Here is a 24,631-nt window from a genome sequence, read left to right on the forward strand (position 1 = left end):
AAATCATAATGACTGTATCTTCGGAGTGACTTCGACTTCGAGGAGCACGTCATGAGTGACTGGGACGTCCACCACCTGCCCCGAGCCGACGGCAAGACCTTCCTGGTCACCGGCGGCAACGCGGGGATCGGCTACTTCGTCGCCGAACAGCTCGCCGGCTCCGGAGCCACCGTTCTCCTCGGCAGCCGGAACGCCGCCAAGGCCGACGCCGCGATGGCCTCGATCCGGTCCCGGGTCCCGGACGCGAGGCTCGGGCATCTGCGGCTCGACCTTTCCGATCTTTCGTCCATCAAGTCCTCTGTGGACACCATGGAGATCGAGCGGCTGGACGCCGTCGTCTGCAACGCGGGCGTCCTCCTGGAGGACCAGCCGAGGCAGGAGACCGCCGATGGCCTCGAACTGACCTTCGCCACCAACCATCTCGGTCATTTCGTGCTGGTGCACCGGCTGTTGCCCTTGCTCGAAGCGGCGGAGGCCGGCCGCGTCGTCACCACGGGCAGTTTCGTGGGCAAGTCCGCGGAACTCGATCTGGACGATCTCCAGAGCAAGCGCGACTACCAGCCCAAACGCACCTATGCGCGCTCGAAGCAGGCACAGATGCTGTTCGCCTTCGAACTCGACAGGCGGCTGCGCGCGGAAGGCAGCACGGTGCTGAGCGTCGTCGACCATCCCGGCGGCGCGCTCGACTCGCTGACCCCGCCCAGGCCGGTGCACGCGTCGCCGGGCGGGCGGAAGTTCCCGGCCGGACTTCTGTTGCAGGGCAAGGAAGCCGGCGCCTGGCCCGCCGTCCGCGCCGTTCTCGATCCCGCCGTGCGCGGCGGCGAGATGTTCGGCCCCCGGGTGTTCGGCCTGCGCGGTGAACCCCGGCGGGAACCGGTGCGTGGCAGGCTGGCCGACACCGCGCTCGCCGCCCGGTTGTGGGCGGCGAGCGCGGAGCTCATTCGGTGACGTCGGCGGCTTCCGGTTCGGACCGGCGGGACCGCAGGCCCAGCACCAGGTCGATCACCAGGAACGCCAGCAGGCTGAGGCCGAACAGCGGCACGAACCAGCCGATCGCGGCGGCGAGGACGAGAAGACCCGCCACCAAGGCGGGCGGGGCCTTTCGCCACTGCCCGCGCGGGATGGGCCGCCCGAAGGTCAGCCCGGTGGCCCGGGCCGGCCTGCGCCGCCACCACATGCGGTAGCCGAGCACGACCAGCGTGACCAGCCCGGCGCCGAGCATGAGCAGCAAGATCTGGTTGGGCCAGCCGAACAGCACGCCCATATGCGCGTCGATCCCCCATCGGGCGAGCTTCGCCATCAGTGGGTAGTCGTCGAACCGCACCTCGCCGAGGATCTGCCCGGTGGTCCCGTCGACCGCGACGGCGTCGACCTGCGTCGGCCAGCCGCGCTCGACTTCCGCCACCTGCCAAGGACCGCCGGGTTTGGCAGGCAGCCCGATCTCCACCGAGGGCGCGTCGATCCCGGCGGCGCGGGCCGAAGCGAGCATCGCGTCCACGCTCTCGGGTTTCGCGGCGGGCGCTTCACCGTGACCCGAGTGCCCGGTGTGCCCGGCGTGTTCGTCGGCGCCGGTCACCTTCAACGCCGGAGTCGCCCAGCCGAGGGATTCACGCAGCGCCGAGACGTTCTCGCCCGCGTACGCCGACCATGTCAGCCCTGTCGCGGAAAGGAACAGTGCGCCGAGCAGCACCCACAGGCCGACAGATCCGTGACGGCGCACCGACTTCCCGCGCGCGGACTCGGCCTTCTCGTTCCGGCGGGCGCGGCGGCGGCTCACCCACAGCACGAGACCGCCCAGCGCGACCACCCACAACCAGGACGCGGCCAGTTCGCTGTACAGCCGACCCGGCTCGCCGAGCAACAGGTTGCGGTGCAACTGGTCGAGCGTGGTCCGGAACGGCAAGGCACCGCTCGAGCCGTACGCGACGAGATCCCCGCGCACCTGCGCGGTGGCGGGGTCGACGAAGATCGCGCGCCGTTCGGACTCGCCGAGCCCGTCTTGGGCGAAGAGCACCCGGGTCGTGTCTCCCGGTTCGGGGGCGGGACGGACGGCGACCAGATCACCGCCGGGGTTCGCCGCCTGGGCCGCTTTGACCTGGTCGGCGAGTGAGACCTGGTTCAGCCCGACGGGTGCCCGGAGCTGATCGGCGTAGATCCAGGACTCCATCTGCGGCGTCGCCGCGTACAGAACGCCGGTGAGCGCGGCGATGAGGACGAACGGGCCGACGAGAACACCGGCGTAGAAGTGGAGGCGGAGGAACAGCCCGCGCCAGCCGGAGGTGCGGGGTGGACTCGTGGTCGGATCGGTTTGCGTTGCCATGGGGGAACTCCTGAGGCGTCGGTGGGGAGGCGTGCGCCTTCGCCGCGCGCCGGGATGGTCACGGCACGCGGGCAGAGCCCTGCCGGGGCATGGGTCTCGGCAGGGTTTCGGGGATCAGGCGAACGACACCGGCGGACCGCGCCGCGAAAGCACGTCTCGCAGGAGCGCCTCGGTCGCGGGGAACTTCACCGTGAGCGGGACGTGGATCCGCAGCGGCGCCGTCGCCGGCCGCGGGGTCAGGCGGCGCGGGAGGACCGAAGCGATCAGCGCCGTGAGCGCGAACAGGACGCGCTCGGCGCCCGCGAGCACCATGGCCACCACAAGGGTCGCGGCGGCGTGCCCGGCCGCCATGGCCAGGCCGTTGCCCGGGGTTTCGGCGTGATGGGAGTGCGACTGCCAGGTCAGGAAGGTCAGGCAGGCGTGCATCGCCACCTGCCCGCCCGCGACCAGGCAGAGAATGGCGAGCGGACCGCGCCGACGGCCGGCGAACGCGTACGCCACCCAGCTCAGCAGGGCGACGAGCAGCACGACCACACCGAGGTCGGGGACTCGCCCGCTGGTCCCGACGTGGGCGCCGGTCGCCAAAGTGCCGGTCAGGACCCCCACGGCCCCGCCGCGGAGGCGCCTGGCCGGGCCTCCGGTCGGGGTCGGCGTGCGCACGGAGGCAGAGTAGAGCGCGACCGGGCCCGCTGTCTCTCCTTGCTATCGTCACCCGGTGTTCCGCAGCCTGTCGTTCGTCCGGCTCTGGACCGGGAACACCGCCTCCGGACTGGCGACGTGGGCTCTGCCGTTCATCCTCGGACTGGCCGTGCTGCAGCGGTCGCTTCCGGCCGTGGACCTCGGCATCGTGCTGGCCGCGCGGACCGCTGGATTCCTCGTGGCGGTCCCGGTGGCCGGGGTACTCGCCGACCGGTACTCACGGCGCGGGGTCGTGCTCTGGGCCGGTCTCATCGCGGGTCTCGCCACTCCCTTGATCGCGGCTGGTATGGGCCGGTCCGTCCTGCTGATGGCCGCCTCGGCCGGCGTCGTCGGCGTCGGGCAGGGCGCTTGCCGCCCGGCGTTCCAGGCGCTGACCGCGGAAGTGATCGCCGAGGACCGGCGTCAGCAGGCCAACGCCGCGATGACGCTCGCCGTCCGGGTCACGACCTTGGTCGCGCCGGGGCTCACCGCACTGCTCTCCCAGTTCGCCTCGACTTCGGCCCTGGTGATCGGGACCGCGGTGCTGTGGCTGGGTGCGGCGCTGATCCCGCCGCGAGGCACGTTCGCGCCCGCCCCGGCGACGACGAAGGTCCGCTTTTTCGGCGAGTTCGCCGACGGCCTCCGCGAAGCTCGGCGTCATCCGTGGTTCCTCGCCGGGCTCGGCGCGCTGACCGCCGTGATCGCGACTGGCTATTCCGCCACCGGTGTCGTGCTGCCGCTGGTCAGCCGCGACCGCTATGACACCGAAGCCGTCCTGGCCGCCGGGCTCACCGCTTACACGATCGGCGCGCTCGCCGGCGCCGTCGTCATCGCGCACTGGCGCCCCAGGCGGCAGGGCTGGGCGGCGCTGATCGGGCTCGGCTGCTACGGCTTCGCGCCACTGAGCCTGCTGTTCCCGGTGCATCCGGCCTTCGTCGTGGCGGCCTACGCCGTCGCCGGGCTGGGCATCGAACTGTTCAACGTCCCGTGGTTCACCGCGACCCAGCGGGAGGTCGAGCCGGGCAAGCTCGCCCGGGTGTCCTCTTTGGACTTCCTGTTCTCCTACGGCTTGGCGCCCGCCGGGCTGGCCCTCATCGCGCCCGCGATCGACCGGTTCGGGGCGGCGCCCGTCTTGGCGGCCTGCGCGGTCGTCTGCTTCGCCGCTCCGGCGGCCGCCGCGCTCGTTCCCTCTTCGCGCGACTTCAGGATCACCGCACCGATCAAGAATGTCTAGGTTTTGCGCTCGCTTGCGGTAAAGTTTCAGCCATGACGCGTCGTCTTGCCGAAGTCGCCCGCAAGGTCGGGGTCAGTGAAGCCACGGTCAGCCGGGTACTCAACGGCCGCTCCGGGGTCTCCGCCGGCACCCGGGCCGCCGTCCTCACCGCGCTGGACGTGATGGGTTACGAACGGCCCACTCAGCTGCGCGGTGATCGCGCCCGCCTGGTCGGGCTGGTCCTTCCCGAACTGCAGAATCCCATCTTCCCCGCCCTCGCCGAGATCATGGGCAACGCACTGGCCCAGCAGGGTTTCACCCCGGTGCTGTGCACCCGGACCGCGGGCGGCGTCTCCGAAGCGGAGTACGTCGAGCTGCTTCTGCAGCAGCAGGTTTCGGGTGTCGTGTTCGCGGGCGGGCTCTACGCCCAGTCCGACGCGGTGCACTCCCACTACCACCATCTCGCCGAACGCCGCCTCCCGACGGTGCTGATCAACGCCGCCGTCGAGCACCTCGGGTTGCCGCAGATCTCGTGCGACGACGCCGTCGCCGTCGAGCAGGTCGTCGGGCATCTGAGCTCGCTCGGGCACGAGAAGATCGGCCTCGTCCTCGGCCCGAGCGACCACGTGCCGTCCCAGCGCAAACTCGAGGCTTTCCGCGCCTACGCGGGGAAACTCGGGCTCCCCGTCCTGGACGAACTCGTCGAACACGGCATGTTCTCCATCGAAGGCGGGCACGCGGCCGCGGCCCGGCTGTACCCGCGCGGCGCGACGGCGGTCTTGTGCGCGAGCGACCTGCTGGCCCTGGGTGCGATCCGCGCCGCCCGGCGGCAGGGACTATCGGTCCCCGATGACATCTCGGTGGTCGGTTACGACGATTCGGCACTGATGAACTGCACCGACCCGCCGCTGACCACGACCCGCCAGCCGATCGAGGCAATGGGCCGCGCCGTGGTGGAACTGCTGGTCAAACGCATAAACGGTGGCGAGGTGGCGGCCGAGGAGCTGCTTTTCGCCCCCGAACTCGTCGTCCGGGGTTCCACCGCCCGCCGCAACTAGTCACCTACTTGCGGGGTCGAGGCGCTTCACCCCAGCCCCCCAGTACATGAAGGACCCCTTCCTTGCGCCTAGGTACAGGGTCCCGGCAAAGTCGAGATCTTGCAGGTCAGGTGGACTATTCCTGCGCTGTCGCGGGGCGCCGGCGGGGCTTCAGTGTCCACAAGGGACACCGCCGGGCGATTGAGTGTCCGATTAGTGCCGCTATGTGCGGTTCTGTCGAGGGTCGTGAGTGGCAATGAGGGTTAGAACAACACAAATCACTCACGACCCCCTCGCAAAACCGTGCAAGTCACCCAAATCGGGCACCTTTGCCTCGCAAAGTGTCCCTTGTGGACGCTTAAAGGCCGGGTGAGGCTCCTTGCGAGAGCCCGCTCCTGCCGGGCCTACCGCGGCACGTTCGCCTTGTCCCGCTCTAGCGGCGGAGCCGACCAGCAGTTATGCGACTTTGCCGGGACCCCTTCCTGGCGCCTACGCACAGGAAGGGGTCCTTTGCGTACTCGGGCAGACAAGGAGCCAGAGGTCGCTTAGGTGCCTACGCGGTTCCGGCTGCGGTTGGTGCCAGGCCCGGTCCGTGAAGGCCCCCTTTACTGCGCCTAGCGCCGTGAAGGGGGCCTTCATGTACTTAAGACACCCCGCACGTGCCGACTGTCGCAAAGTTGCAAGTTCTCATCCAGTTATTGCGTTAATCCGGGGCTTCGTTTTAGAGTGACCGCAATCACGTGACAGCCGTCGCGATCCCGAGACGAGGCTTGAAGATGAGCAGCACTTGGTCCCCCACCGTGCGCCGCCGGATGTTCTGCCTGCTCCTTGCGGGCGGACTGACCCTGGGCGTGGCCGCCTGCGGATCCGGCTCCGGTGAAACCACCGGGGCCGGGGGCAAGGTCAAGATCACCGTCACCGGCCAGCCCCCGACCAGCCAGCCGTTCGAACGCGGCGTGTTCGACGCCGACGTCAAGGAGTTCGAGGAGACCCACCCGGATATAGACATCGAGCCGCACGAGGGGTTCATGGACCCGAAGACGTTCTCCGCCAAACTCGCCGGCGGGCAGCTCGAAGACGTCTACTACGTCTACTTCACCGACCCGGCGCAGATCATCGCGCGCCGTCAGGCCGCCGACATCACCGAAGCGGCCAAGGGCCTGAAGAACTTCGGCGACATCAAGCCGGAGTTGCTGGACAACTTCCGGGGCGCCGACGGCAAGCTCTACGGCCTTCCGACGATGAACTACAGCATGGGCCTGCTCTACAGCCGTCCGCTGTTCCAGAAGGCCGGGCTCGACCCGAACAAGCCGCCGCGGACCTGGGACGAGGTCCGCGAAGCGGCGAGGAAGATCGCCGCACTGGGCAACGGCACCGTCGGATACGCCGACTACAGCAAGAACAACCAGGGCGGCTGGCACCTCACCGGCTGGCTCTACTCCATGGGCAGCGAGGTCGCCCGGAAGGAGGGCGACAAGTGGGTCGCCGCCTTCGACAACGACAAGGCCAAGGCCGCGCTGAACCAGCTGCGCGCCATGCGGTGGGACGACGACTCCATGGGCGCCAAGCAGTTGCTGGAAGCACAGGACGTGCAGCGCATGATGGGCGCGGGCCAGCTCGGCATGTACATGGCCGCGCCGGACAACGTCCCGGTGCTGGTCAAGCAGTTCAACGGCAAGTACGAGGACTACGGCGTCGCCGGGATGCCGGGCGGGCAGGGCACGCTGCTCGGCGGCGAAGGCTACATGATCAACCCCAAGGCCTCCCCGGAGAAGATCAAGGCAGGCCTGGAATGGGTCCGCTGGAAGTACCTCAACCCGGATCGCTTCGAGAAGCACGTCCAGCAGTACGTCGATGGCAAGCAGCCGGTCGGGCTGCCCGCCGAGCCGACCCCTGACGTCTGGCAGGGCGCCGTCCGCGACCAGCAGCTCGCGATCAAAGCCAAGCACGCCAACGTTCCCGCCGAAAACTATCAGTCCTATGTGGACGCCACTTCGCGGATCAAGGGCAGTATCGAGCCGCCGAACGCGCAGCAGGTCTACGCCGTCCTCGACAGTGTGATGCAGGCGGTGCTCACCGATCGGAACGCGAATATCGATCAGCAGCTGTCGTCGGCCGAGTCGAAGGTCAACAGTGTCCTCGCCCAAGTCAAGTAGCGTCCTCGACTGGCCCGCGACAGCGTCGTCGCGGGCCGGTCGGCCGGTCGCGTCCGCGGCCGAACGCCGGCGAAACCGGTTGCGCCGCAAGCTGAAGGAGAACCTCACCGCGTATGGGCTGCTGTGCGCCGCGCTCGTGGTGTTCGCACTGTTCTCCTGGTATCCGATCGTGCGCGGGGTGCTGCTGAGCTTCCAGCAGGTGGACTTCGTCAACCCGCCGGCGTGGGTCGGCTTCGACAACTTCACCCGCCTGTTCGAAGATCCGCTGTTCGGCGTCGCCTGGCGCAACACGGTGCTGTTCACCGGGCTCGCGCTGGTCTTCGGTTTCGTGGTGCCGTTCCTGACCGCGGTCCTGCTCAACGAACTGCGGCACGCCAAGGCGTTCTTCCGGCTCGCGGTCTATCTGCCGGTGATGCTGCCGCCGGTGGTCACCGCGCTGATGTGGAAGTGGTTCTACGACCCGGGTTCCGGCCTGTTCAACTCCGCGCTCGGCGCCGTCGGCCTGCCCGGCGGCCAATGGCTCGACTCGAGTGACACGTCGATGCTGTCGCTGGTGTTCGTCTCCACGTGGGCGAACATGGGCAGCACGACGCTGATCTACCTCGCCGCGCTCGGCACGATCCCCGGCGAGCTCTACGAAGCCGCGGAACTCGACGGCGCCGGGCTGTGGAAGCGCCTGATCCACGTCACGTTGCCGCAGACCAGGTTCGTGCTGCTGGTGCTCCTGTTGCTGCAGGTCGTCGCGACCATGCAGGTGTTCACCGAGCCGTACGTGATGACCGGCGGCGGCCCGGACGACTCCACCGCCACCGTGCTCCTTCTGCTGTACCGCTATGCCTTCGTCTACAACGATTTCGGCTCGGCCAGCGCGTTGAGCCTGTTGCTGTTCGTCGCGCTCGGGGTGTTCTCCGCGTTGTACGTGCGCCTGACCCGGAAGGCGGATCAGTCATGAGGACGCTCGTCTCCCCCAGCACGCTTCGCAGCCCCGGCGGCAAGATCGGCTACGCGGTCATCTTCGGCTGCACCCTGCTTCTGTTCGTCATCGCGTTCCTCTTCCCGCTGTATTGGGTGGTGACGGGGGCGATGAAGTCGCCGCAGGAGCTGGCTCGGACACCGGCGACGCTCGTCCCGACCGAATGGCATCCGGAGACCTTCGCCGACGCGTGGGATCAGCTGAGTCTCGGCAAGTACTTCCTCAACACGATCATCGTCGCCGGGGGCGCCTGGCTGGCCCAGCTGGCCATCGACGTCCCCGCGGCGTTCGCGTTGTCGAAGCTGCGGCCGAAATTCGGCAACGTCGTACTGGGACTCATGCTCGCGACGCTGATGCTTCCGGCCGCGGCACTGCTGGTGCCGACCTACGTGACGATCACCGATCTGCCGCTGCTGCACGTCAACCTGATCAACTCGCCGGCGGCGATCTGGCTGCCCGCCGCCGCGAACGCGTTCAACATCTACCTGCTGAAACGGTTCTTCGACCAGATCCCGGACGAGCTGATCGAGGCCGCGCGGCTCGACGGCGCCGGGCCGGTGCGCACCCTGTGGCGCATCATCCTGCCGATCTCCCGGCCGATCCTGGCCGTGGTGTCGATCCTCGCGGTGGTGGCCGCGTGGAAGGACTTCATCTGGCCGCTACTGGTGTTCCCGGACACCGAGAAGCAGACGCTGTCGGTGATGCTGCAACGAGTGGCCATCGACATGCCGCTGAACGTGCTCGTCGCGGGCATGGTGCTGGCCAGCCTGCCGATGGTGGCGCTGTTCCTGGCGTTCCAGCGGCACATCCTCGCCGGGCTCACCGCAGGCAGTGTCAAAGGCTGAATTCTTCGCCGCATTCGGGGTATCCACGAACGACTGAGGAGGGCACTTCCGTGACCGCATTGGGGCAGACCGCCGGATGGTGGCGGAGCGCGGCGATCTACCAGGTCTACATCCGCAGTTTCGCCGACGGGAACGGCGACGGCGTCGGCGATCTCGCCGGCGTCCGCGCGCGGCTGGACTACCTGGCCGAACTGGGGATCGACGCGATCTGGTTCACCCCGTGGTATCCGTCGCCGATGGACGACGGCGGCTACGACGTCGCCGATTTCCGGGACATCGACCCGCTCTTCGGCACCCTCGCCGAAGCGGAGGACCTGATCGCCGCGGCCCACGCCAAGGGCATCCGCGTGATCATCGACATCGTGCCCAACCACTGCTCCGACGAGCATCGCTGGTTCCAGGAAGCACTCGCGGCGGAGCCGGGATCGCCCGAGCGGCAACGGTTCTGGTTCCGGCCGGGTCGCGGGCCGGACGGCGCCGAGCCGCCGAACAACTGGAAGTCGCGCTTCGGCGGTTCGGCGTGGACACGGGTCCCGGACGGCGAGTGGTACCTGCACCTGTACAGCTCGCGCCAGCCGGACTTCAACTGGGACAACCAGGACATCCGCCAGGATTTCGAGGACGTGCTGCGGTTCTGGTTCGACCGCGGGGTCGACGGCTTCCGCATCGACGTCGCCGACGGGCTGGTGAAGGACCCGCGGCTGCCCGACGTCGATCCCGGTGACGAGACGCCGTTCTCCGATCAGGAGGGGCTGCACGAGATCTACCGGTCGTGGCGCAAGATCGCCGACAGCTACCCCGGCGACCGGGTGCTGGTCGGCGAGATGTGGCTGCCGGATATGTCGCGTGCCGCGCGGTACCTTCGCCGCGACGAACTGCACGCGGCGTTCAACTTCGATTTCCTGGTGTGCCCGTGGGATTCCACGCGGTTCCGGGACGTCGTCCAGCGGACGCTGGTGGCGCACGAGGAGGTCGACGCGCCCGCGGCCTGGGTGCTGTCGAACCACGACGTCACCCGGCATGTGACCCGGTACGGCCGCGACGGCGACACGGGTTTCGCGTTCGCCGATCGGCTGCACGGCACGCCGGTGGACCGCGAGCTCGGCACCCGGCGGGCACGCGCGGCGGCGTTGTTGACCATGGCCCTGCCGGGCGGTCTGTACGTGTACCAGGGGGAAGAGCTCGGCCTGTGGGAGGTCGAGGACATCCCGGACGGACTCCGCCAGGATCCGGTGTGGACCCGCACGAACGGCGCCGACCCCGGCCGTGACGGATGCCGTGTCCCGATCCCCTGGTCCGGCGACGCACCACCGTTCGGCTTCGGCACCGGCGGGACGTGGCTGCCCCAGCCCGCGGAATGGCGCTCCGGTACTGCGGAGGCACAGGCGGCCGACGCCGCGTCGATGCTCGCGCTCTACCGCGCCGGCCTGCGCCTTCGGGACGAACTCCCCGCGCTCGGCCCCGGCGAACTGGAGTGGCTGGAACTGGGCGAAGGTGTACTCGCGTTCACCCGGGAACCGGGGTTCACCTTCGTGCTGAACTTCTCGGACTCGCCGGTGCCGCTGCCGTCGCATCGCGAAGTGCTCATGACCAGCGGCCCGGCCGACGGGGAACTCCCGACGGACACCGCCGTGTGGCTGCGCACCTGATCACCGGCCCTCGCCCGTCGTGCCGGCGCACCGTCGGCACGACGGGCACTTCCTCACACTGTGAGAAGTTCCGGCGTTCCCTTTGCCCTACCCCTCAAAAGTACGGTATTCACGACAGGGAACGCCGCGACGGCTCGAATCGCGCGGCTGGACCCAGCTTCATCCGCTAGCGGCTGAACCATTGCACCGCAACGGATTCATCGGCTGGATCAGCATGGAATCCCGCCATATCACCCCGCGTTCAAGCCGGGTGATATGACCCAAATGGTATGTACCAGTCGAGTGACGCGCCTCGTACGGTCGGGGACGAATCCCCCTCCCCCGCCACTTTCGAGGAAAGCGCCGACATGAACAGAAAGATCTTAGCCGCCACCGCCGCGGCCATTACCGGGGCAGGCTTGGTCACCGCCATCGCCCTCACTCCCAGTGCGAGCGCCGGTCAGCAAGTCACCGCCGGTGACCAGGTCCAGTCCGAAATGCTGGCCGCGATGGCCCGCGACCTGAAGATCAGCCCCGAGCAGGCCAAGCTCCGGATCGCGAGCGAACAGCGTGCCGCGGTCGCCGACAACACGCTGAAGAAGCAACTCGGCACGTCGTACGCCGGATCGTGGCTGGACGGCACCGGGACCGCGCTCACCGTGGCGGTCACCGACGCCGCCCAGGCCGAACTGGTGCGCGCCGCCGGCGCGGCCCCGAAGACCGTCGCCCGCAGTGCCACCGATCTCGACGCCGCGAAGCTGCGGCTGGACGCCAAGTCCGGCAAGGCACCGAACACCGTGCCCGGCTGGTTCACCGACGTCACCACCAACTCGATCGTCGTACTCGCCAACGCCGGCGGGGAAGCCGCCGCGAAGTCGTGGGCGGCCGAGTCCGGTGTGCCGTCCGACCTGGTCCGGGTCGAAGCCAGCACCGAAGACCCGCGCCCGCTGATCGACATCATCGGCGGCAACGCCTACACCTTCGGCTCGGGCCGCTGCTCCATCGGCTTCGCGGTCGAAGGCGGCTTCGTGACGGCCGGACACTGCGGAACGACCGGAACGCGCACCTCGAACCCGAGCGGAAGCGTCGCGGGTTCCAGCTTCCCCGGCAACGACTACGCCTGGGTCCGCGCCGACGCCGGCAACACCCCGCGCGCGCTGGTGAACCGCTACCCCGGCACCGTGCCGGTCGCCGGTTCGACCGAGGCCCCGGTCAACTCCTCGGTGTGCCGCTCCGGCTCCACCACCGGCTGGCGCTGCGGCACCATCCTGCAGAAGAACACCTCGGTCACCTACCCCGAGGGCACCATCACCGGCCTGACCCGCACGAACGCGTGTGCCGAGCCCGGTGACTCCGGCGGTTCGTGGCTCACCGGCGACCAGGCGCAGGGCGTCACCTCCGGTGGCTCCGGGAACTGCACCTCCGGCGGCACGATCTACTTCCAGCCGGTCACGGAGATCCTGAGCGTCTACAACCTGCGCTTGACGGTCACCGGGAACCCGCCGTCCAGCACCACCACGACGCCGACCAGGACCACCACCCCGACCAGCCCGACGACGTCGAACCCGCCGGGTGGCACCTGGGCGCCGAACACCTACTACGGCTCCGGCGCGACCGCCAGCTACGGCGGCAGCAACTACCGGGTGATCCAGCCGCACACCTCCCAGCCCGGCTGGGAGCCGCCGAACGTGCCCGCGCTTTGGGAACTCGCCTGACCTGGACCGCCCCCGGCGAACTCACCTCGCCGGGGGCGGCTCCTTCCCCTGACGACGGCGCGGAGGCGGCGGATCTCGAATCCCTCGTTCCCCGCGCCCGCCGCGGTGACCCCGCGGCGACCAACGAGTTGATGAGCATCGTCCAGCCGGTGGTCGCGAACTACTGCCGGCGCCGGATGGACGGAACCGACGTGCGGGTGATGGCCGCCGAAGACGTCGCGCAGGAAACCTGCCTCGCCGTGCTCACCGCATTGCCCACCGCCCGGATCACCGGCGGTTCCTTCCTCACCGCCGTCCTCGGGATCGCCGCCAGGAAGGTCGCCGCCGCCTTCCGATGGCGAGCACGGGACCGATCGGAGCCCACGTCCGATCCGCCAGACCGCGCGACGCCCGAGCCCAACGAACCCGAGTGGCAAGCCCTCGCCGCCGACGGCCACGAGCGGCTGACTCGGCTGATGAGCACCCTGCCCGATATCCAGCAGGAGATCCTCCGGTTGCGGATCACGGTCGGCATGACCGCGCCCGAGGCGGGCGCGATCCTGCGGGTGAGCCCCGGCCTTGTCCGGGTCGCCCAGCACCGCGCGCTGCACAAACTGCGCACGATCATCGACGAGGACGACCTGTGATCAGCCCCCTGATCGGTCCCGGGGACGGCCATTCCTGGCCCGCGGAGATCGATGTCCGGCATCTGCGCCTTCTCGACGCGATCGCGTCGGCGGGCAGTCTCGCGAAGGCCGCGACCGCGCTCGGGCTCTCGCAGCCCGCGCTGAGCGCGCAACTGCACCGGGTCGAGCGGGCCCTGGAGCGGACGGTGTTCGAACGCGACCGGCACGGCATCCGCCCCACCGCGCTGGGCGAAGTGCTGCTGAAGCACGCGAAACGGGTCTTGGCCGCGGCGGACGACCTCGACCTGGCGATCCGCCGGTTCCACCGCGCACCCCCCGAAAGCCTGCTCCGGATCGGCGCGTTCCCGACCGTCTTCGCCGAGACGTTGAGCGGTGTGGTCGCCGCGGCCACCCCCGGCCGTCCGGTCGAACTGCTCACGATGACCGGCAGGACCGCGTTGTTCACCGCGCTTCTCGACGGCACGGTGGAATTGGCGCTGTACGTGGATCACCCCGGACAGGAGATCGTCCCGCCGGACGGCGTCCACCTGCTTCCCGTCGGAACGGAGCCGGTGTTCGTGATCGTGTCCCCTGACCATCCCGTCGCCGGACGCGGCGAGGTGTCCTTGGCGGAACTCGCCGGATCGGCCTGGCTGACCGCGGCGGACGACGGACTCCGCGATCACCTGACCGATCAATGCGCCCGCGCCGGCCTCGGTGAGATCACCGTGCGGGAAGTGGAACCGACGGCGCTGTGGCAGGCCGTCCGGAACGATCCCCGCGCGGTGGCGCCGGTCCAGTCCCTCGATTCCGGTACCACGATGCCCGGCCCAGTGGTGGCCCTGCGCGGTGTTCCACTGAGGACACGACACCTCCTGCTGTGGCGCGACGGTTCCCCCATCGACGTCGCCACCGTCCGAAGTGGACTGATGCACGCGATCACCGAACCCGCCGCGATCCGCCACCGTCTTCCCGAGTGGGCGGCGGCGAACCCCGGCTGGCTCGGCACCTGATCCGGCTCAGCGTTGAATGCAGTCGAGGCCGAGGCCGAACGCAGTGAGCACGTACTGGCAGATGTGCGTCGCGTGTTCTTCGTCGGTTTCCAGACAAGCCACCGGGACGCCCAGCAGGTCGACGGCGCACGACGCGTAGAACTGATTCGGGTTGCCGGGCACCGGATCCGCGATGGCGGGCGCGGCGGCGACGGCTCCCGCGGAGACCAAGAACGTGACTGCTGCCGCCAGAGCGGCGATACGTGACTTCATCGTTCTCTCCTTTTCTCCTCGATGCCCGCGTATTCCCCGGATCCGGCCGGTTCACCGGGTTGTCACCGGAAAGTGTCACGGTGACTTTGTCCTCCGGGGTATGCGCCTGCGGTGCGGAACCGGTGACTGCTTTGCGCTGGGGTGTCGTCGTTTCGCGGCAATGGACCGGACGGTCAAAGCACAGTCCAACCTCACGCCACCAACGCCCCGGTCTACTGCCGTTCCGCGGCAACGGTGGATGGCCGGGTCGCGAAACCGATGCCGATGCCGTCCCCCGCTCGTCGCCGTTTCGCGGCAACGGAGCAACCAGTCACATCACAAAGCCAGCCTCACACCGCCGCCCAACCGGTTGCCGGTCCCCGGCAACGAACTGAAGCGGCACCGGCCCCACTGCTCTGGCCTGTCGCCATTTTTCGGCAACGGACCGGAGCGGCAATGCCACCAAGCCGGCCACACACCTCTGCCCGGCACCATTGCCGCGAAACGGCAACGGCTCGGGCGCTCACGTCACCGGTCCGGCCTCGCATCACCGCGATGCCCGGCCTGTCGCCGTTTCGCGGCAACGGCGGGTGGCCAGGTCACGAAGCCGATACCCCAGCCTATTGCCATTCAGCGGCGATCAGCCGAGGTGGCCGGGCTCGATGCCGATGCCGGTGCCGGTGCCGCCCCCGCATGTCGCCGTGTCGCGGCAACGAACTGGAACAGCACCGACCTCACCCTGCCGCCACCCCGGCCTGTCGCCATTCTTCGGCAACGGGTCGGAGCGGCAATGCCACCAAGCCGGCCACACACCTCTGTCCGCCCCCATTGCCGCGAAACGGCAACGGCTCGGGCACTCACGTCGCCAACCCGGCATCACAGAACCGATTGCCATTACCCGGCAACGGACCCAATCCCACCACCCAAGCCCATCGCCATTCCCCGGCAACAGACCCAGCCCACCACCCGAGCCATGCACTCACAGAGAGCTCTTCCGCTGGTTGGCAATGAACCGCGCCTTCTTCTGACGGTTCCCGCAAGTGTTCATGTCGCACCATTTGCGGGTGCGGCTTTGGCTGGTGTCGAAGAAGGCGGCTTGACAGGTCGGCGATGCGCACAAGGCCAGCTTTCCGTCGCGTTCGCCTGCGATGATGCTGATCGCGTCGGCGGCGATCACGCTGAGGGCGTCTTCCACCCGGGATGAGCCGAGCTGCCATCGCCGCTCGCCTTCGGGCGTCAGGACAGCCGCGGCCCGGCCCTGAGTGCTGCGGTCGTTGAGGACCTGGACAGCCGAAGCGGGAAGCGCGTCCTGGAGCGCGCCCGCGGTCGCCGCGGCGTGAATCGACTCCCTCAGTTCTCGAGCGAGTTCGAGCTGGGCGTCGGTGCAGGACTCCACGGCGAGGCCGTTCACCGCCAGCCAGTCGACGAGTCGGTGCGGCGTGGGAATGCGCTCCACGGCGTCACCGCGACGCTCCGTCAGAGTCGCGGTGAAGCTGGTAGCGAGCACGTTGCCGAGGCGGAAGTCAGGGAACCCAGCAGGCATGGAACCACCTTAGCCGGTTGCACCCCGACATGAAGACCTGCTAGAACCGTCTTAGGCGGTTCCGCGATGACAGGAGGTCTCATGCCCCGTCCGACCAGCGAGGTACAACCCTTCGAAGCCCGCGCATCCGACGCCGAACTCGACGATCTGCGCGCGCGACTGGCCGCGGCGCGGCTACCGGAGGCCGAGACGGTGGATCGCCGGTGGGGGCAGGGCGTTCCGCTCGCCGACCTCGTCGATGTCGTGGACTACTGGCGCACCGGGTACGACTGGCGCTCTTTCGAGGAGCACCTCGACCGGATCGGTCAGTTCCGCACGACCATCGACGGCCTGGGCATCCACTTCCTGCACCGCCGGTCCACGCGCGCGGATGCCGTTCCCCTCGTCTTGACACACGGCTGGCCGGGCAGCATCGCCGAGTTCGTCGATGTGGTGGACGAGCTGGCGGACCCCGAGAACCCGGACGCGCCGGCGTTCCATGTCGTGGTGCCTTCGCTACCCGGCTTCGGTTACAGCGACAAGCCGGCGACCACCGGCTGGGGCACCGAGAAGATCGCGGCCGCGTGGGTGGAGCTGATGGGAAGGCTCGGCTACGACAGGTTCACCGCCCACGGTGGCGACTGGGGCGGCAATATCACCACGGTTCTCGGCGGCCGGTTCCCGACGCACGTCCTCGGCATCCACACGACGTTCGCGGAGGGGCCGCCCGGGCTGACCACGGACGGGCTGACGGCGATCGAGCGGAAGTGGACCGAGGAAACCCACGATTTCTGGCACCACCGCGCGGCGTACGCGAAGCAGCAGGCGACCCGGCCGCAGACCATCGGTTACTCGCTCGTCGACTCACCGGTCGGGCTTCTCGCCTGGATCCTCGACAAGTTCGCCGAGTGGTCCGACACCGAGGACAGCCCGTTCGAGACGATCTCCCGGGACCGTGTCCTCGACGACGTCACCCTGTATTGGCTGACCCGGACCGGCGCGTCGTCGGCCCGCATCTACTACGAAAGCCACAACTCGCTCGATCCCGAACTCCGGGTCGACGTCCCGGCGGCGATCACCGTCTATCCCCGCGACATCGAGAAGTATCCGCGCCCCTGGGCACGGGAGCGGTACCGCCAGATCGTCCGCTGGAGGTCACCCGAAGCCGGGGGCCATTTCCCGTCGCTGGAAGTGCCCGGGTACTTCGTCAAAGATCTGCAAGAAGGCCTCGCGGCCGTACTGGCTGCCAATCGGCACGCGGTATAGGGCGTTATACAACCTTGGCCGTGAGCCTGTCGACGCAAGATTACGCCAAGCCGAGGAACGCCCCCGCCACCGCCGCGAACTCCTCCGGAGTTCGGAGATGATCGGGTCGATCAGCCGCCAGTCGAACGGCAAGGGCTCGGGCGGTTCCTGCGCGGGAGCCAACGGCTCCAAGGGCAGGCGCTGGGCGAGCAGGACGGCTACCCTGCCGCCCATCGAATGACCCACCAGATCCGATCTCTCGAACTGCGAGCGTCACGCCCGCAAGTGTGCCCGGTCCGGTGCGACGGCGTGCTGAAGCGGCTCCCCGAGGACGAACCGCCGAAGCTCTCGCGTGACGAGCTCGCCCATCCGGGCGCGTTCGGCGCCCAGCGCGCCGGCCAGATGCGGGGTGAGCACCACGTTCGGCAACGTGTACAGCGGCGAGTCCGGCTCGGGCGGTTCGGGCCAGGTGACGTCGAGGATCGCCGTGAGGTCCGGGCGCTCGCGCAGTACCGGGATCACCGAAGGTTCGTCGACGACGGCGCCGCGGGCGGTGTTGATCAGGGTCGCGCCGATGCCCATCCTGGCCACCAGCTCCCCGTTCACCAGTCCTTCGGTCTCCGGGAGCAGCGGCGCGTGCAGGCTGACCACGGGGCACGTGGCGAACAGTTCGTCCAGGCCCACCAGTCGCACGCCCAGTTCGGCGGCGGTCGCCGGGTCGACGACGGGGTCGCTAGCGAGCACGTCCACGTCGAAACCGCGCAAATGTGACGCGACGAGAGCACCGATCTCGCCGAGGCCGAGCAGGCCGACCCTGGACCGGTAGGCGCCCGCGACCCTCGGGTCGGGCGGATAGGCCCGCCGCTCCCGGATCTCGCGGGAGATCCGGTGCACCTGCTTGAGTCCTAAGAGGACCTGGGCCAGGGTGAACTCGGCGACCGGGACGGCGTTCGCGGCCGCGGCGGACACGATCGGCAGCTCGCGCGCCCAGAACTCGGGGGTGGTCAGCGGCCGGACCGATCCGGCGGCGACGAGCACCGCGCGCAGGTCCGGCGCGTGTCCCAAGAGGACGGAGTCCAGCACCGGGGCACCCCAGCCGGACAACAGGATTTCGATGCCTTCCAGTGCCGCCGGATCCTCCGCCAGCCGCTCGCGGGTGAGCGGCTCACGCAGCTCCACCAGCGTGCCGATCTCCTTCAGCACCGCCTCGGGGTAAACGTCGTCGCGGCGGCGTTCCTCCATCACGAGAAGTGCCGTCGGCCGGTGTTGCAGCTCGGTCATCCCTACCTCCGTCGGCGACCATACATCGGATGCTTTCCCCGGTCCACGCGCGGCAAGTCCCACACAAGGGCAAACCGTGCCGATTGAAATTCGTAATCATCGGACCATTGACCTCGGGTCGGGAAAGCGCTTACCGTCCCCTGCGGAGTAGACAGCGTGGTCCACAGTGAACAGGAGATGCGATGCGGAAATCGCGGTGGATCGGCGTGGGACTCACTGTCTCAGCGCTGGTCCTTTCGGGCTGCTCGGCAGGCCCCGCCGGAACGAACGTCGCGCAGGACACCAAGGCGCCCTTGGAACTGTGGACCCGGACGACTCCCGGCGGCGCCGGGGAGCAGGCCACCAAGCGGCTCGCGGAAGCCTTCGAGAAGGCCACGGGGTTCAAGGTGCAGGTCACCGCGATCTTCGACGACTTCGAGACGAAGCTGGCCCAGCGCGCCGCCCAGCGCGACCTGCCGGACATCGTGATGAACGACGTCACGCAGGTCGGCACGCTGAAGAGCCAGGGTCTCGTGCGCGAGATCGAACAGGGCAAGATCAAGCACGCCTCGGAGCTCACCGAGCAGGCGTTGAAGTCCAACCAGACCCCGGACGGCAAGCTGTACGGCCTGCCCTACAGCGCGCAGGCTTCCGCGCTACTGATCCGCAAGGACTGGCGAGAGAAGCTCGGTAAGAGCGTGCCGCAGAGCTGGCCGGAGCTCGTCGACCTCGCCAAGGCGTTCACCACCGGTGACCCCGACGGCAACGGCAAGAACGACACCGCGGGCCTCAACGCGACGCTGTCGACCAAACGGGGCTACGCCTCCTGGTACTTCTCCAACTTCCTGTGGGCCGCGGGCGGCGACTTCATCACCGAGGCCGGGGGCGGCAAGTACAAGCCGTCGATGAGCACACCCGAATCCGTCGCCGCGGTGCAGTGGTTCCGCGACCTCGGCTGCAAGGACAACGTGATCCAGCCCGGTTCGGTCACCATGCCGACCCCGGCGACCAACGAGACCTTCGAAGCGGGCAAGGCCGGGATGTACGTCGTCGGCCCGTATCTGCTGCCGCGTTTCGACAAGGCACTCGGCAAGGACAAGTACGAGGTCGTCCCGATGCCGAAGGGCGCCAAGAACGCCGACGTGCTCGCCGAGGGCCTGTCGATCTACATGATGGCCGGCTCGCCGAACCAGGCCGGGCAGGACGCCTTCGGTGACTTCGCGATCTCGGCCGACGGCCAGAAGATCGGCATGGAGGGCGAATCGGCCTTCATCGTGCAGCTCCCGGTGAACAAGAACATCGACATCAGCCAGGTCCGCCCGGACCCGCGTTGGAAGACCTACGCCGAGATCTACACCAAGTCCGGCCACTACGCGCCGTCCATCCCGAACTGGACGCCCGTCCGCCAGGACACCGCCGACACGGTCAGCGCGCTCATCGCCGACTGCAAGCTCGACACCAAGGCGGAACTGGCGAAACTCGACACCAAGCTCACCGCGACGTTGCAGCAACAGGGGATCAGCGCGTCATGACCGTAGATCACGCCAAGCCGGCGGCCGTCGGCGCGGACCGTCCCGCTGCCAAGCGGACGCCCGCGCCGAAGGCCCGCAGGCGCAGCGACCGCGACGGGAAGTGGTGGACGCCGTGGCTGTTCCTGGCCCCCGCCCTGATCCTGTTCGTGTACTTCAAGTTCATCCCGATGATCACCGCGGTGACGATGTCCTTCCAGGATGTCCAGCCGTACCTCGGCAACCAGTGGGTCGGCGGGCAGAACTACAGCACCGTCCTCGGTGACGAGGCGTTCCACTCAGCCATCTGGCACACCGTGATCATCGCGGTCGGGCAGACGGTCGGGTCGATGGTCATCGGCCTCGCGCTCGCCCTGCTCATGGAGGGTCAGAGCAAACGGCTGAAGTTCCTGCGGTCGGCGGCGTTCCTGCCGGTGGTCGTGCCGATCGCGGTGGTCGCCGAACTCTGGCGGATCATGTACCACCCGACCGAGGACGGGATGCTGAACTCCATCCTCGGCATGGTCGGGCTGGGCCCGTCGGGCTTCATCAACGATCCCGACACGTCGATGATCTCGGTCATCGTCACCGGCATCTGGCGCGGCGCGCCGTACGACATGATGATCTTCCTCGCCGGACTGGCCGGAATCGACAGGGGTCTCTACGAAGCGGCCACTGTGGACGGTGCCTCCCGCTGGCGCAAGATCCTCCACGTGACGCTGCCGGGCCTGCGGTCGGTGTTCTCGATCCTGTTCGTGCTCGCGGCGATCCGCGGCCTGCGGGTGTTCACCGAGGTGTTCCTGCTGACCAACGGCGGGCCGAACGGCTCGACGGAAGTCGCGATGACCCTGATCTACAAACTCGGCCTGGAACAGAACCGGCTGGGCGTCGGCGCGGCGGGCGCGGTCCTGCTGTTCCTCGCGACGCTCGTGCTGACGCTGTTCGTCCAGGTGCTCCGACGGAGGCGAGACGCATGACCGCGGCCAACGATTCGGCACTCGGCCTCGACGCCGTCAAGTCGCCGGGCGGACGGATCCTGAAGTTCGTCCTGTACGCCATCCTGCTCCTGGTGTTCGCCGGGCCGCTGCTGGCGCTGCTGGTCAGCGCGTTCAACAACGTCTCCGATCCGACGGCGCTGAGCGTCGTCCCGTCGAGCCCGACCCTGGACAACTTCGGCATCGCCTTCGACCTCGGCGTCGGGATGTACCTGCTCAACTCGTTCCTGGTGGTCGGCTTCGGCCTGCTGCTGCAGGTCATCGTCTCGGTGCTGGCCGGGTACGCGTTGGCGCGCAAGAAGTTCCGGTTCATGACCTTCGTGCTGGTCGCGATCCTGGCGACGCTGATGCTGCCGGAGGAGATCCTCGCGATCCCGCTGTCGCTGATCCTCTCGGATCTGCCGCTGGTGCACTTCAACCTGATCGGCAGCCTCGTCGGGATGATCGTGCCGCTGGGCGCATGGGCCTTCTCGATCCTGGTGATGACCGAGTTCATGAAGGACGTCCCCCGCGAACTCGAGGAGGCCGCGCGGATCGACGGCGCCGGCGATCTGCGGATCTTCGCGCAGATCATCCTCCCGATGTGCAAGCCCGCGCTCGGCGTGATCGGTGTCTTCGGCTTCACGATGATCTGGGACCAGTACCTGCTGCCCCTGCTCGTGTCGACCGACGCCTCGACCTACACCCTGCCGCTGGCCCTGCGGACACTGCGGATCGACACGAACGTCACGCCGGGCGTGATCATGGCCGCGTCGCTGCTGGCGCTGCTCCCCTCGGTCGCCGCGTTCCTGTTCTTCCAGCGTTCGTTCGTCCGCGGCCTCGCCTCGGGCGCACTCAAGGGCTGACTCACCAAAGACAACAAGGAGCGATCCTGAAGTGAGTTCCACCGCCTGGTTCACCCACGACCGGTTCGGGATGTTCGTCCACTGGGGACTGTATTCGCTGGCCGCCCGGCACGAATGGGTGCAGAACCGCGAAAAGCTGACCGACGAGCAGTACCGCGTCTACTTCGACCATTTCGAGCCGGACAAGTACGACCCGCGTTCCTGGGCACGGGCCGCGAAGGCAGCGGGCATGACCTACGTCGTGCTGACCACCAAGCACCACGACGGTTTCTGCCTGTGGGACAGCGATCTCACCGACTTCAACGTGACGAACACGCCGTATGGCAAGGATCTGCTCGGCCCGTTCGTCGACGCCTGCCGCGAAGAAGGCTTGAAGGTCGGCTTCTACCACTCGCTGATCGACTGGCACCATCCCGCGTTCCCCGTCGACGGCACCCATCCCCGCCGTGACGACGCCGAGTACATCGCGGCACACCAGTACGCCGACATCGCCGAGTACCAGCTCTACCTGCACGGGCAGGTCCGCGAGCTGCTAACCCGCTTCGGCACGATCGACTACCTGTTCTTCGACTTCTCGTACCAGGGCCGCAAGGAATGGTGGGGCGGCAAGGGACCGGACGACTGGGACTCCCCCGGCCTGCTCGCGCTGGTCCGTGAACTCCAGCCCGGCATCCTGGTCAACGACCGCACCGGGATCCCGGGCGACTTCATCACCCCGGAGCAGTACCAGCCGTCGGGTCCGATGACCCGCGACGGCGTCCCGGTGGTGTGGGAGGCGTGCCAGACGCTGAACGGCAGCTGGGGTTACGACCGCGACAACCTCGACTACAAGAGCCCCGAGCTGCTCATCCGGATGCTGGTCGACGGCGTGTCCAAGGACGGGAACCTGCTGCTCAACGTCGGGCCGAACGGCCGGGGCGAGATCGACCCGCGGGCGCTCGAGGTGCTCGGTGAGCTCGGCCGCTGGATGGACCGGCACGAACGCTCGATCCGCGGCTGCGGTCCCGCCGAGTTCACCGCCCCCGCGGACGGCCGCTACACCCAGCGCGGAGACCGGCTGTACCTGCACCTGTTCAGCTGGCCGATGAACCACGTCCACCTGCCAGGGCTCGCCGGGCGCGTGCGCTACGCCCAGCTGCTCGACGACGCCTCGGAAATCCGGCAGGTGCACACGGAGCCCGGGCAGACCGCGCAGAACACCCAGATGGGCGGGCAGCCGGAAGGCACGCTCACCCTCAAGCTCCCCATCCGTAAGCCGGACACCCCGGTTCCGGTGATCGAACTGTTCCTGAGCACAGAGAGCCCCGCCGCCGAAACCCTCCCCACCGATTGAGCACGGAGGCATCATGGATCGCAGAAGGTTCCTCAGCGGCGCCACCCTCGGCGCCGCGCTGATCACCGTCCCCTGGGTCACCGCGGGCACGGCGTCGGCCAAACCGAAGAAGCTGTGCGCCCTGAACGTCAGTTCGCTGACCGAACTGCAGAACGCGATCAATCAGGCGGGCCCCGGCGCGGTCATCACCCTGAACAACGGCACGTACACCGTGCCGACGGGCAAGCCGATCAGCATCAAGGGCAGGCGCGGCACGAAGGACCAGCCGATCAGCATCGTCGCGCAGTCCCGCGGCGGGGTGACGCTCAACGGTGAACAGAGCTTCGTCTTCGACGACTCCACCGGTGTCACGATCAGCGGGTTCAAGTTCCGCCAGAGCACCACGATCGAGATCCCGCCGAACTGTTCGGTGATCCGCCTGACCCGCAACGACTTCCAGCTGGCCGACATCGAAGGCCTGCACTGGGTGATGGTCCGCGCCGACAAGAGCAAGATCGACCGCAACCACTTCCACCACAAGACGACGCTCGGCGTCATGCTCTGCATCGAAGGCGCGGACGAGGACAAGATGGCGGCGGGGGTCGAGGTCTTCCGCAACTACTTCTCCGACCACACCTTCGCCGGCGACAACGGCGGCGAGCCGATCCGGCTCGGCGTCAGCCCGCGCGCGCTCACCACCGCCGGCGCCAAGATCGAGTTCAACCTCTTCGAACGCGCGAACGGCGACCCGGAGGCGATCTCGGTCAAGTCGTCGGGGAACTTCATCCGCAACAACACCATCCGGAACAGCCTGGGCGGCATCGTGCTGCGCCACGGGAACAAGACCGTCGTCGAGTCCAACTTCATCCTCGGCGGCAAGGAAGGCATCCGGATCTACGGCAACGACCACAAGATCGTCAACAACTACATCGCCGGAGTGTCCAGCAACGCGCTGGTCGTCGGCAGCGGCAGCGTTCGGGACCACTTCCCTGGTGAGTCAAAGGAATCACGGCGCGGCAACGACGCGGCGGACCGCGTGCTCATCGCGCACAACACGCTGCTGAACAACAGCGGCACGCTCTCCGGCGAGACCAAACGGACGATCGAACCGCGCGACTGCACGATTTCGGACAACCTCTTCGTCGGCAGCAACGGCGACCTGGTCGCGATGAGCACCACGGGCAACTTCACCTGGTCCGGCAACATCCTGTGGGGTTCGGGCGGGAACGGCAACATCCCGGCGGGCACCTTCCGCCGGATCGACCCGAAGCTCGTGCAGGGCAGCGACGGCGTCTCGCGGCTCGCCGCGGGCAGCCCCGCGATCGACGCGGCAACCCTGGGAGGCGCACCGGTCACGCTGGACATCGACGGCCAGGCTCGCGGCAGCCTGCGCGACGTCGGTGCCGACGAGTACTCGACGGCCGCCATCGCCAACCGGCCGCTCACCCCCGCGGACGTCGGCCCCGGCGCTCCGTAGCGAACCGGGCTCACGCCGGCGTCAGCCCACGCCGGCGTGAGCCCACCGCCAGA

At 68.4% G+C, this 24,631-nt stretch carries 21 protein-coding genes and 1 pseudogene; 17 read left to right on the top strand and 5 right to left on the bottom strand.

What is annotated here, in order from left to right; all coding sequences use genetic code 11:
* The first annotated feature begins 51 nt into the window (after positions 1 to 51).
* Positions 52 to 948, top strand: coding sequence for an SDR family NAD(P)-dependent oxidoreductase (locus tag DMH03_RS24945; RefSeq protein ID WP_125794414.1), 897 nt, complete (start codon positions 52 to 54; stop codon positions 946 to 948).
* On the opposite strand, the gene DMH03_RS24950 is transcribed toward DMH03_RS24945, so the two are convergent.
* Together DMH03_RS24950 and DMH03_RS24955 are read right to left on the bottom strand one after the other, a co-directional pair.
* Positions 938 to 2,320, bottom strand: coding sequence for a PepSY domain-containing protein (locus DMH03_RS24950; RefSeq protein WP_125794415.1), 1,383 nt, complete (start codon positions 2,318 to 2,320; stop codon positions 938 to 940). The two genes, DMH03_RS24945 and DMH03_RS24950, sit on opposite strands and share 11 nt — an antisense overlap.
* A gap of 114 nt (positions 2,321 to 2,434) precedes the next feature.
* Positions 2,435 to 2,980: a hypothetical protein gene (locus tag DMH03_RS24955; RefSeq protein WP_233611620.1), complete on the bottom strand. Its 546-nt coding sequence runs from the start codon at positions 2,978 to 2,980 to the stop codon at positions 2,435 to 2,437.
* A gap of 55 nt (positions 2,981 to 3,035) precedes the next feature.
* On the opposite strand from DMH03_RS24955, the gene DMH03_RS24960 reads away from it, so the two are divergent.
* The 9 genes from DMH03_RS24960 (at position 3,036) to DMH03_RS25000 (ending at position 14,183) form a co-directional block, all read left to right on the top strand.
* A complete protein-coding gene (locus tag DMH03_RS24960; protein ID WP_125794416.1) occupies positions 3,036 to 4,232 on the top strand; it encodes an MFS transporter in 1,197 nt (398 codons plus the stop codon).
* 32 nt (positions 4,233 to 4,264) lie between these two features.
* Complete coding sequence (locus DMH03_RS24965; protein ID WP_125794417.1) at positions 4,265 to 5,269, top strand: LacI family DNA-binding transcriptional regulator; 1,005 nt, start codon at positions 4,265 to 4,267, stop codon at positions 5,267 to 5,269.
* 755 nt (positions 5,270 to 6,024) lie between these two features.
* Complete coding sequence (locus tag DMH03_RS24970) at positions 6,025 to 7,404, top strand: ABC transporter substrate-binding protein (RefSeq protein ID WP_125794418.1); 1,380 nt, start codon at positions 6,025 to 6,027, stop codon at positions 7,402 to 7,404.
* Positions 7,382 to 8,356, top strand: coding sequence for a carbohydrate ABC transporter permease (locus DMH03_RS24975; protein ID WP_125794419.1), 975 nt, complete (start codon positions 7,382 to 7,384; stop codon positions 8,354 to 8,356). Before DMH03_RS24970 ends, DMH03_RS24975 begins: the two co-directional genes overlap by 23 nt.
* Entirely contained in the window at positions 8,353 to 9,222 is an 870-nt protein-coding gene (locus DMH03_RS24980) for a carbohydrate ABC transporter permease (RefSeq protein WP_125794420.1), read from the top strand. Before DMH03_RS24975 ends, DMH03_RS24980 begins: the two co-directional genes overlap by 4 nt.
* Positions 9,223 to 9,272: 50 nt before the next feature.
* The gene (locus DMH03_RS24985) at positions 9,273 to 10,871 is read left to right on the top strand and encodes an alpha-amylase family glycosyl hydrolase (RefSeq protein WP_199749005.1); all 1,599 of its coding nucleotides are present in this window, start codon (positions 9,273 to 9,275) and stop codon (positions 10,869 to 10,871) included.
* Positions 10,872 to 11,218: 347 nt separating this feature from the next.
* Positions 11,219 to 12,565 carry an alpha-lytic protease prodomain-containing protein gene (locus DMH03_RS24990; protein ID WP_125794421.1) on the top strand — a complete coding sequence of 449 codons (1,347 nt, stop codon included), beginning with the start codon at positions 11,219 to 11,221 and terminating at the stop codon, positions 12,563 to 12,565.
* On the top strand, positions 12,550 to 13,191 hold the full coding sequence (locus DMH03_RS24995) for a sigma-70 family RNA polymerase sigma factor (protein ID WP_125794422.1): 642 nt from the start codon (positions 12,550 to 12,552) through the stop codon (positions 13,189 to 13,191). Before DMH03_RS24990 ends, DMH03_RS24995 begins: the two co-directional genes overlap by 16 nt.
* A complete protein-coding gene (locus DMH03_RS25000) occupies positions 13,188 to 14,183 on the top strand; it encodes a LysR family transcriptional regulator (protein WP_125794423.1) in 996 nt (331 codons plus the stop codon). The genes DMH03_RS24995 and DMH03_RS25000 overlap by 4 nt, the downstream gene beginning before the upstream one ends.
* Positions 14,184 to 14,189: 6 nt before the next feature.
* On the opposite strand, the gene DMH03_RS25005 is transcribed toward DMH03_RS25000, so the two are convergent.
* Together DMH03_RS25005 and DMH03_RS25010 are read right to left on the bottom strand one after the other, a co-directional pair.
* Positions 14,190 to 14,435, bottom strand: coding sequence for a hypothetical protein (locus tag DMH03_RS25005; RefSeq protein WP_125794424.1), 246 nt, complete (start codon positions 14,433 to 14,435; stop codon positions 14,190 to 14,192).
* Positions 14,436 to 15,393: 958 nt separating this feature from the next.
* Positions 15,394 to 15,957: an ABATE domain-containing protein gene (locus DMH03_RS25010; protein WP_125794425.1), complete on the bottom strand. Its 564-nt coding sequence runs from the start codon at positions 15,955 to 15,957 to the stop codon at positions 15,394 to 15,396.
* An 81-nt stretch (positions 15,958 to 16,038) separates the two neighbouring features.
* Here DMH03_RS25010 and DMH03_RS25015 point away from each other — a divergent pair, with 81 nt between their 5' ends.
* Together DMH03_RS25015 and DMH03_RS42885 are read left to right on the top strand one after the other, a co-directional pair.
* Positions 16,039 to 17,202 (top strand): epoxide hydrolase family protein, encoded by a 1,164-nt coding sequence (locus DMH03_RS25015; RefSeq protein WP_125794426.1) that lies wholly within the window; start codon positions 16,039 to 16,041, stop codon positions 17,200 to 17,202.
* Positions 17,203 to 17,299: 97 nt separating this feature from the next.
* A complete protein-coding gene (locus DMH03_RS42885) occupies positions 17,300 to 17,422 on the top strand; it encodes a hypothetical protein (protein ID WP_255431251.1) in 123 nt (40 codons plus the stop codon).
* Positions 17,423 to 17,454: 32 nt separating this feature from the next.
* Here DMH03_RS42885 and DMH03_RS25025 read toward each other — a convergent pair whose 3' ends face one another.
* Positions 17,455 to 18,462 (bottom strand): hydroxyacid dehydrogenase, encoded by a 1,008-nt coding sequence (locus tag DMH03_RS25025; protein ID WP_125794427.1) that lies wholly within the window; start codon positions 18,460 to 18,462, stop codon positions 17,455 to 17,457.
* Between the two features lie 182 nt (positions 18,463 to 18,644).
* On the opposite strand from DMH03_RS25025, the gene DMH03_RS25030 reads away from it, so the two are divergent.
* The 5 genes and pseudogenes from DMH03_RS25030 to DMH03_RS25050 all read left to right on the top strand — a co-directional run bounded on the left by DMH03_RS25030 (position 18,645) and on the right by DMH03_RS25050 (position 24,578).
* Entirely contained in the window at positions 18,645 to 19,973 is a 1,329-nt protein-coding gene (locus DMH03_RS25030) for a sugar ABC transporter substrate-binding protein (protein ID WP_125794428.1), read from the top strand.
* Complete coding sequence (locus DMH03_RS25035; protein WP_125794429.1) at positions 19,970 to 20,926, top strand: carbohydrate ABC transporter permease; 957 nt, start codon at positions 19,970 to 19,972, stop codon at positions 20,924 to 20,926. Before DMH03_RS25030 ends, DMH03_RS25035 begins: the two co-directional genes overlap by 4 nt.
* Positions 20,923 to 21,789 (top strand): carbohydrate ABC transporter permease, encoded by an 867-nt coding sequence (locus tag DMH03_RS25040; RefSeq protein WP_125794430.1) that lies wholly within the window; start codon positions 20,923 to 20,925, stop codon positions 21,787 to 21,789. The genes DMH03_RS25035 and DMH03_RS25040 overlap by 4 nt, the downstream gene beginning before the upstream one ends.
* A gap of 10 nt (positions 21,790 to 21,799) precedes the next feature.
* Positions 21,800 to 23,122, top strand: a pseudogene (locus DMH03_RS25045) (alpha-L-fucosidase); the annotation flags it as partial.
* A 13-nt stretch (positions 23,123 to 23,135) separates the two neighbouring features.
* Positions 23,136 to 24,578 carry a polysaccharide lyase 6 family protein gene (locus DMH03_RS25050; protein WP_125794432.1) on the top strand — a complete coding sequence of 481 codons (1,443 nt, stop codon included), beginning with the start codon at positions 23,136 to 23,138 and terminating at the stop codon, positions 24,576 to 24,578.
* Positions 24,579 to 24,631: the final 53 nt, after the last annotated feature.

The organism is Amycolatopsis sp. WAC 01376 (assembly GCF_003947415.1).
Taxonomy (GTDB): Bacteria; Actinomycetota; Actinomycetes; order Mycobacteriales; family Pseudonocardiaceae; genus Amycolatopsis.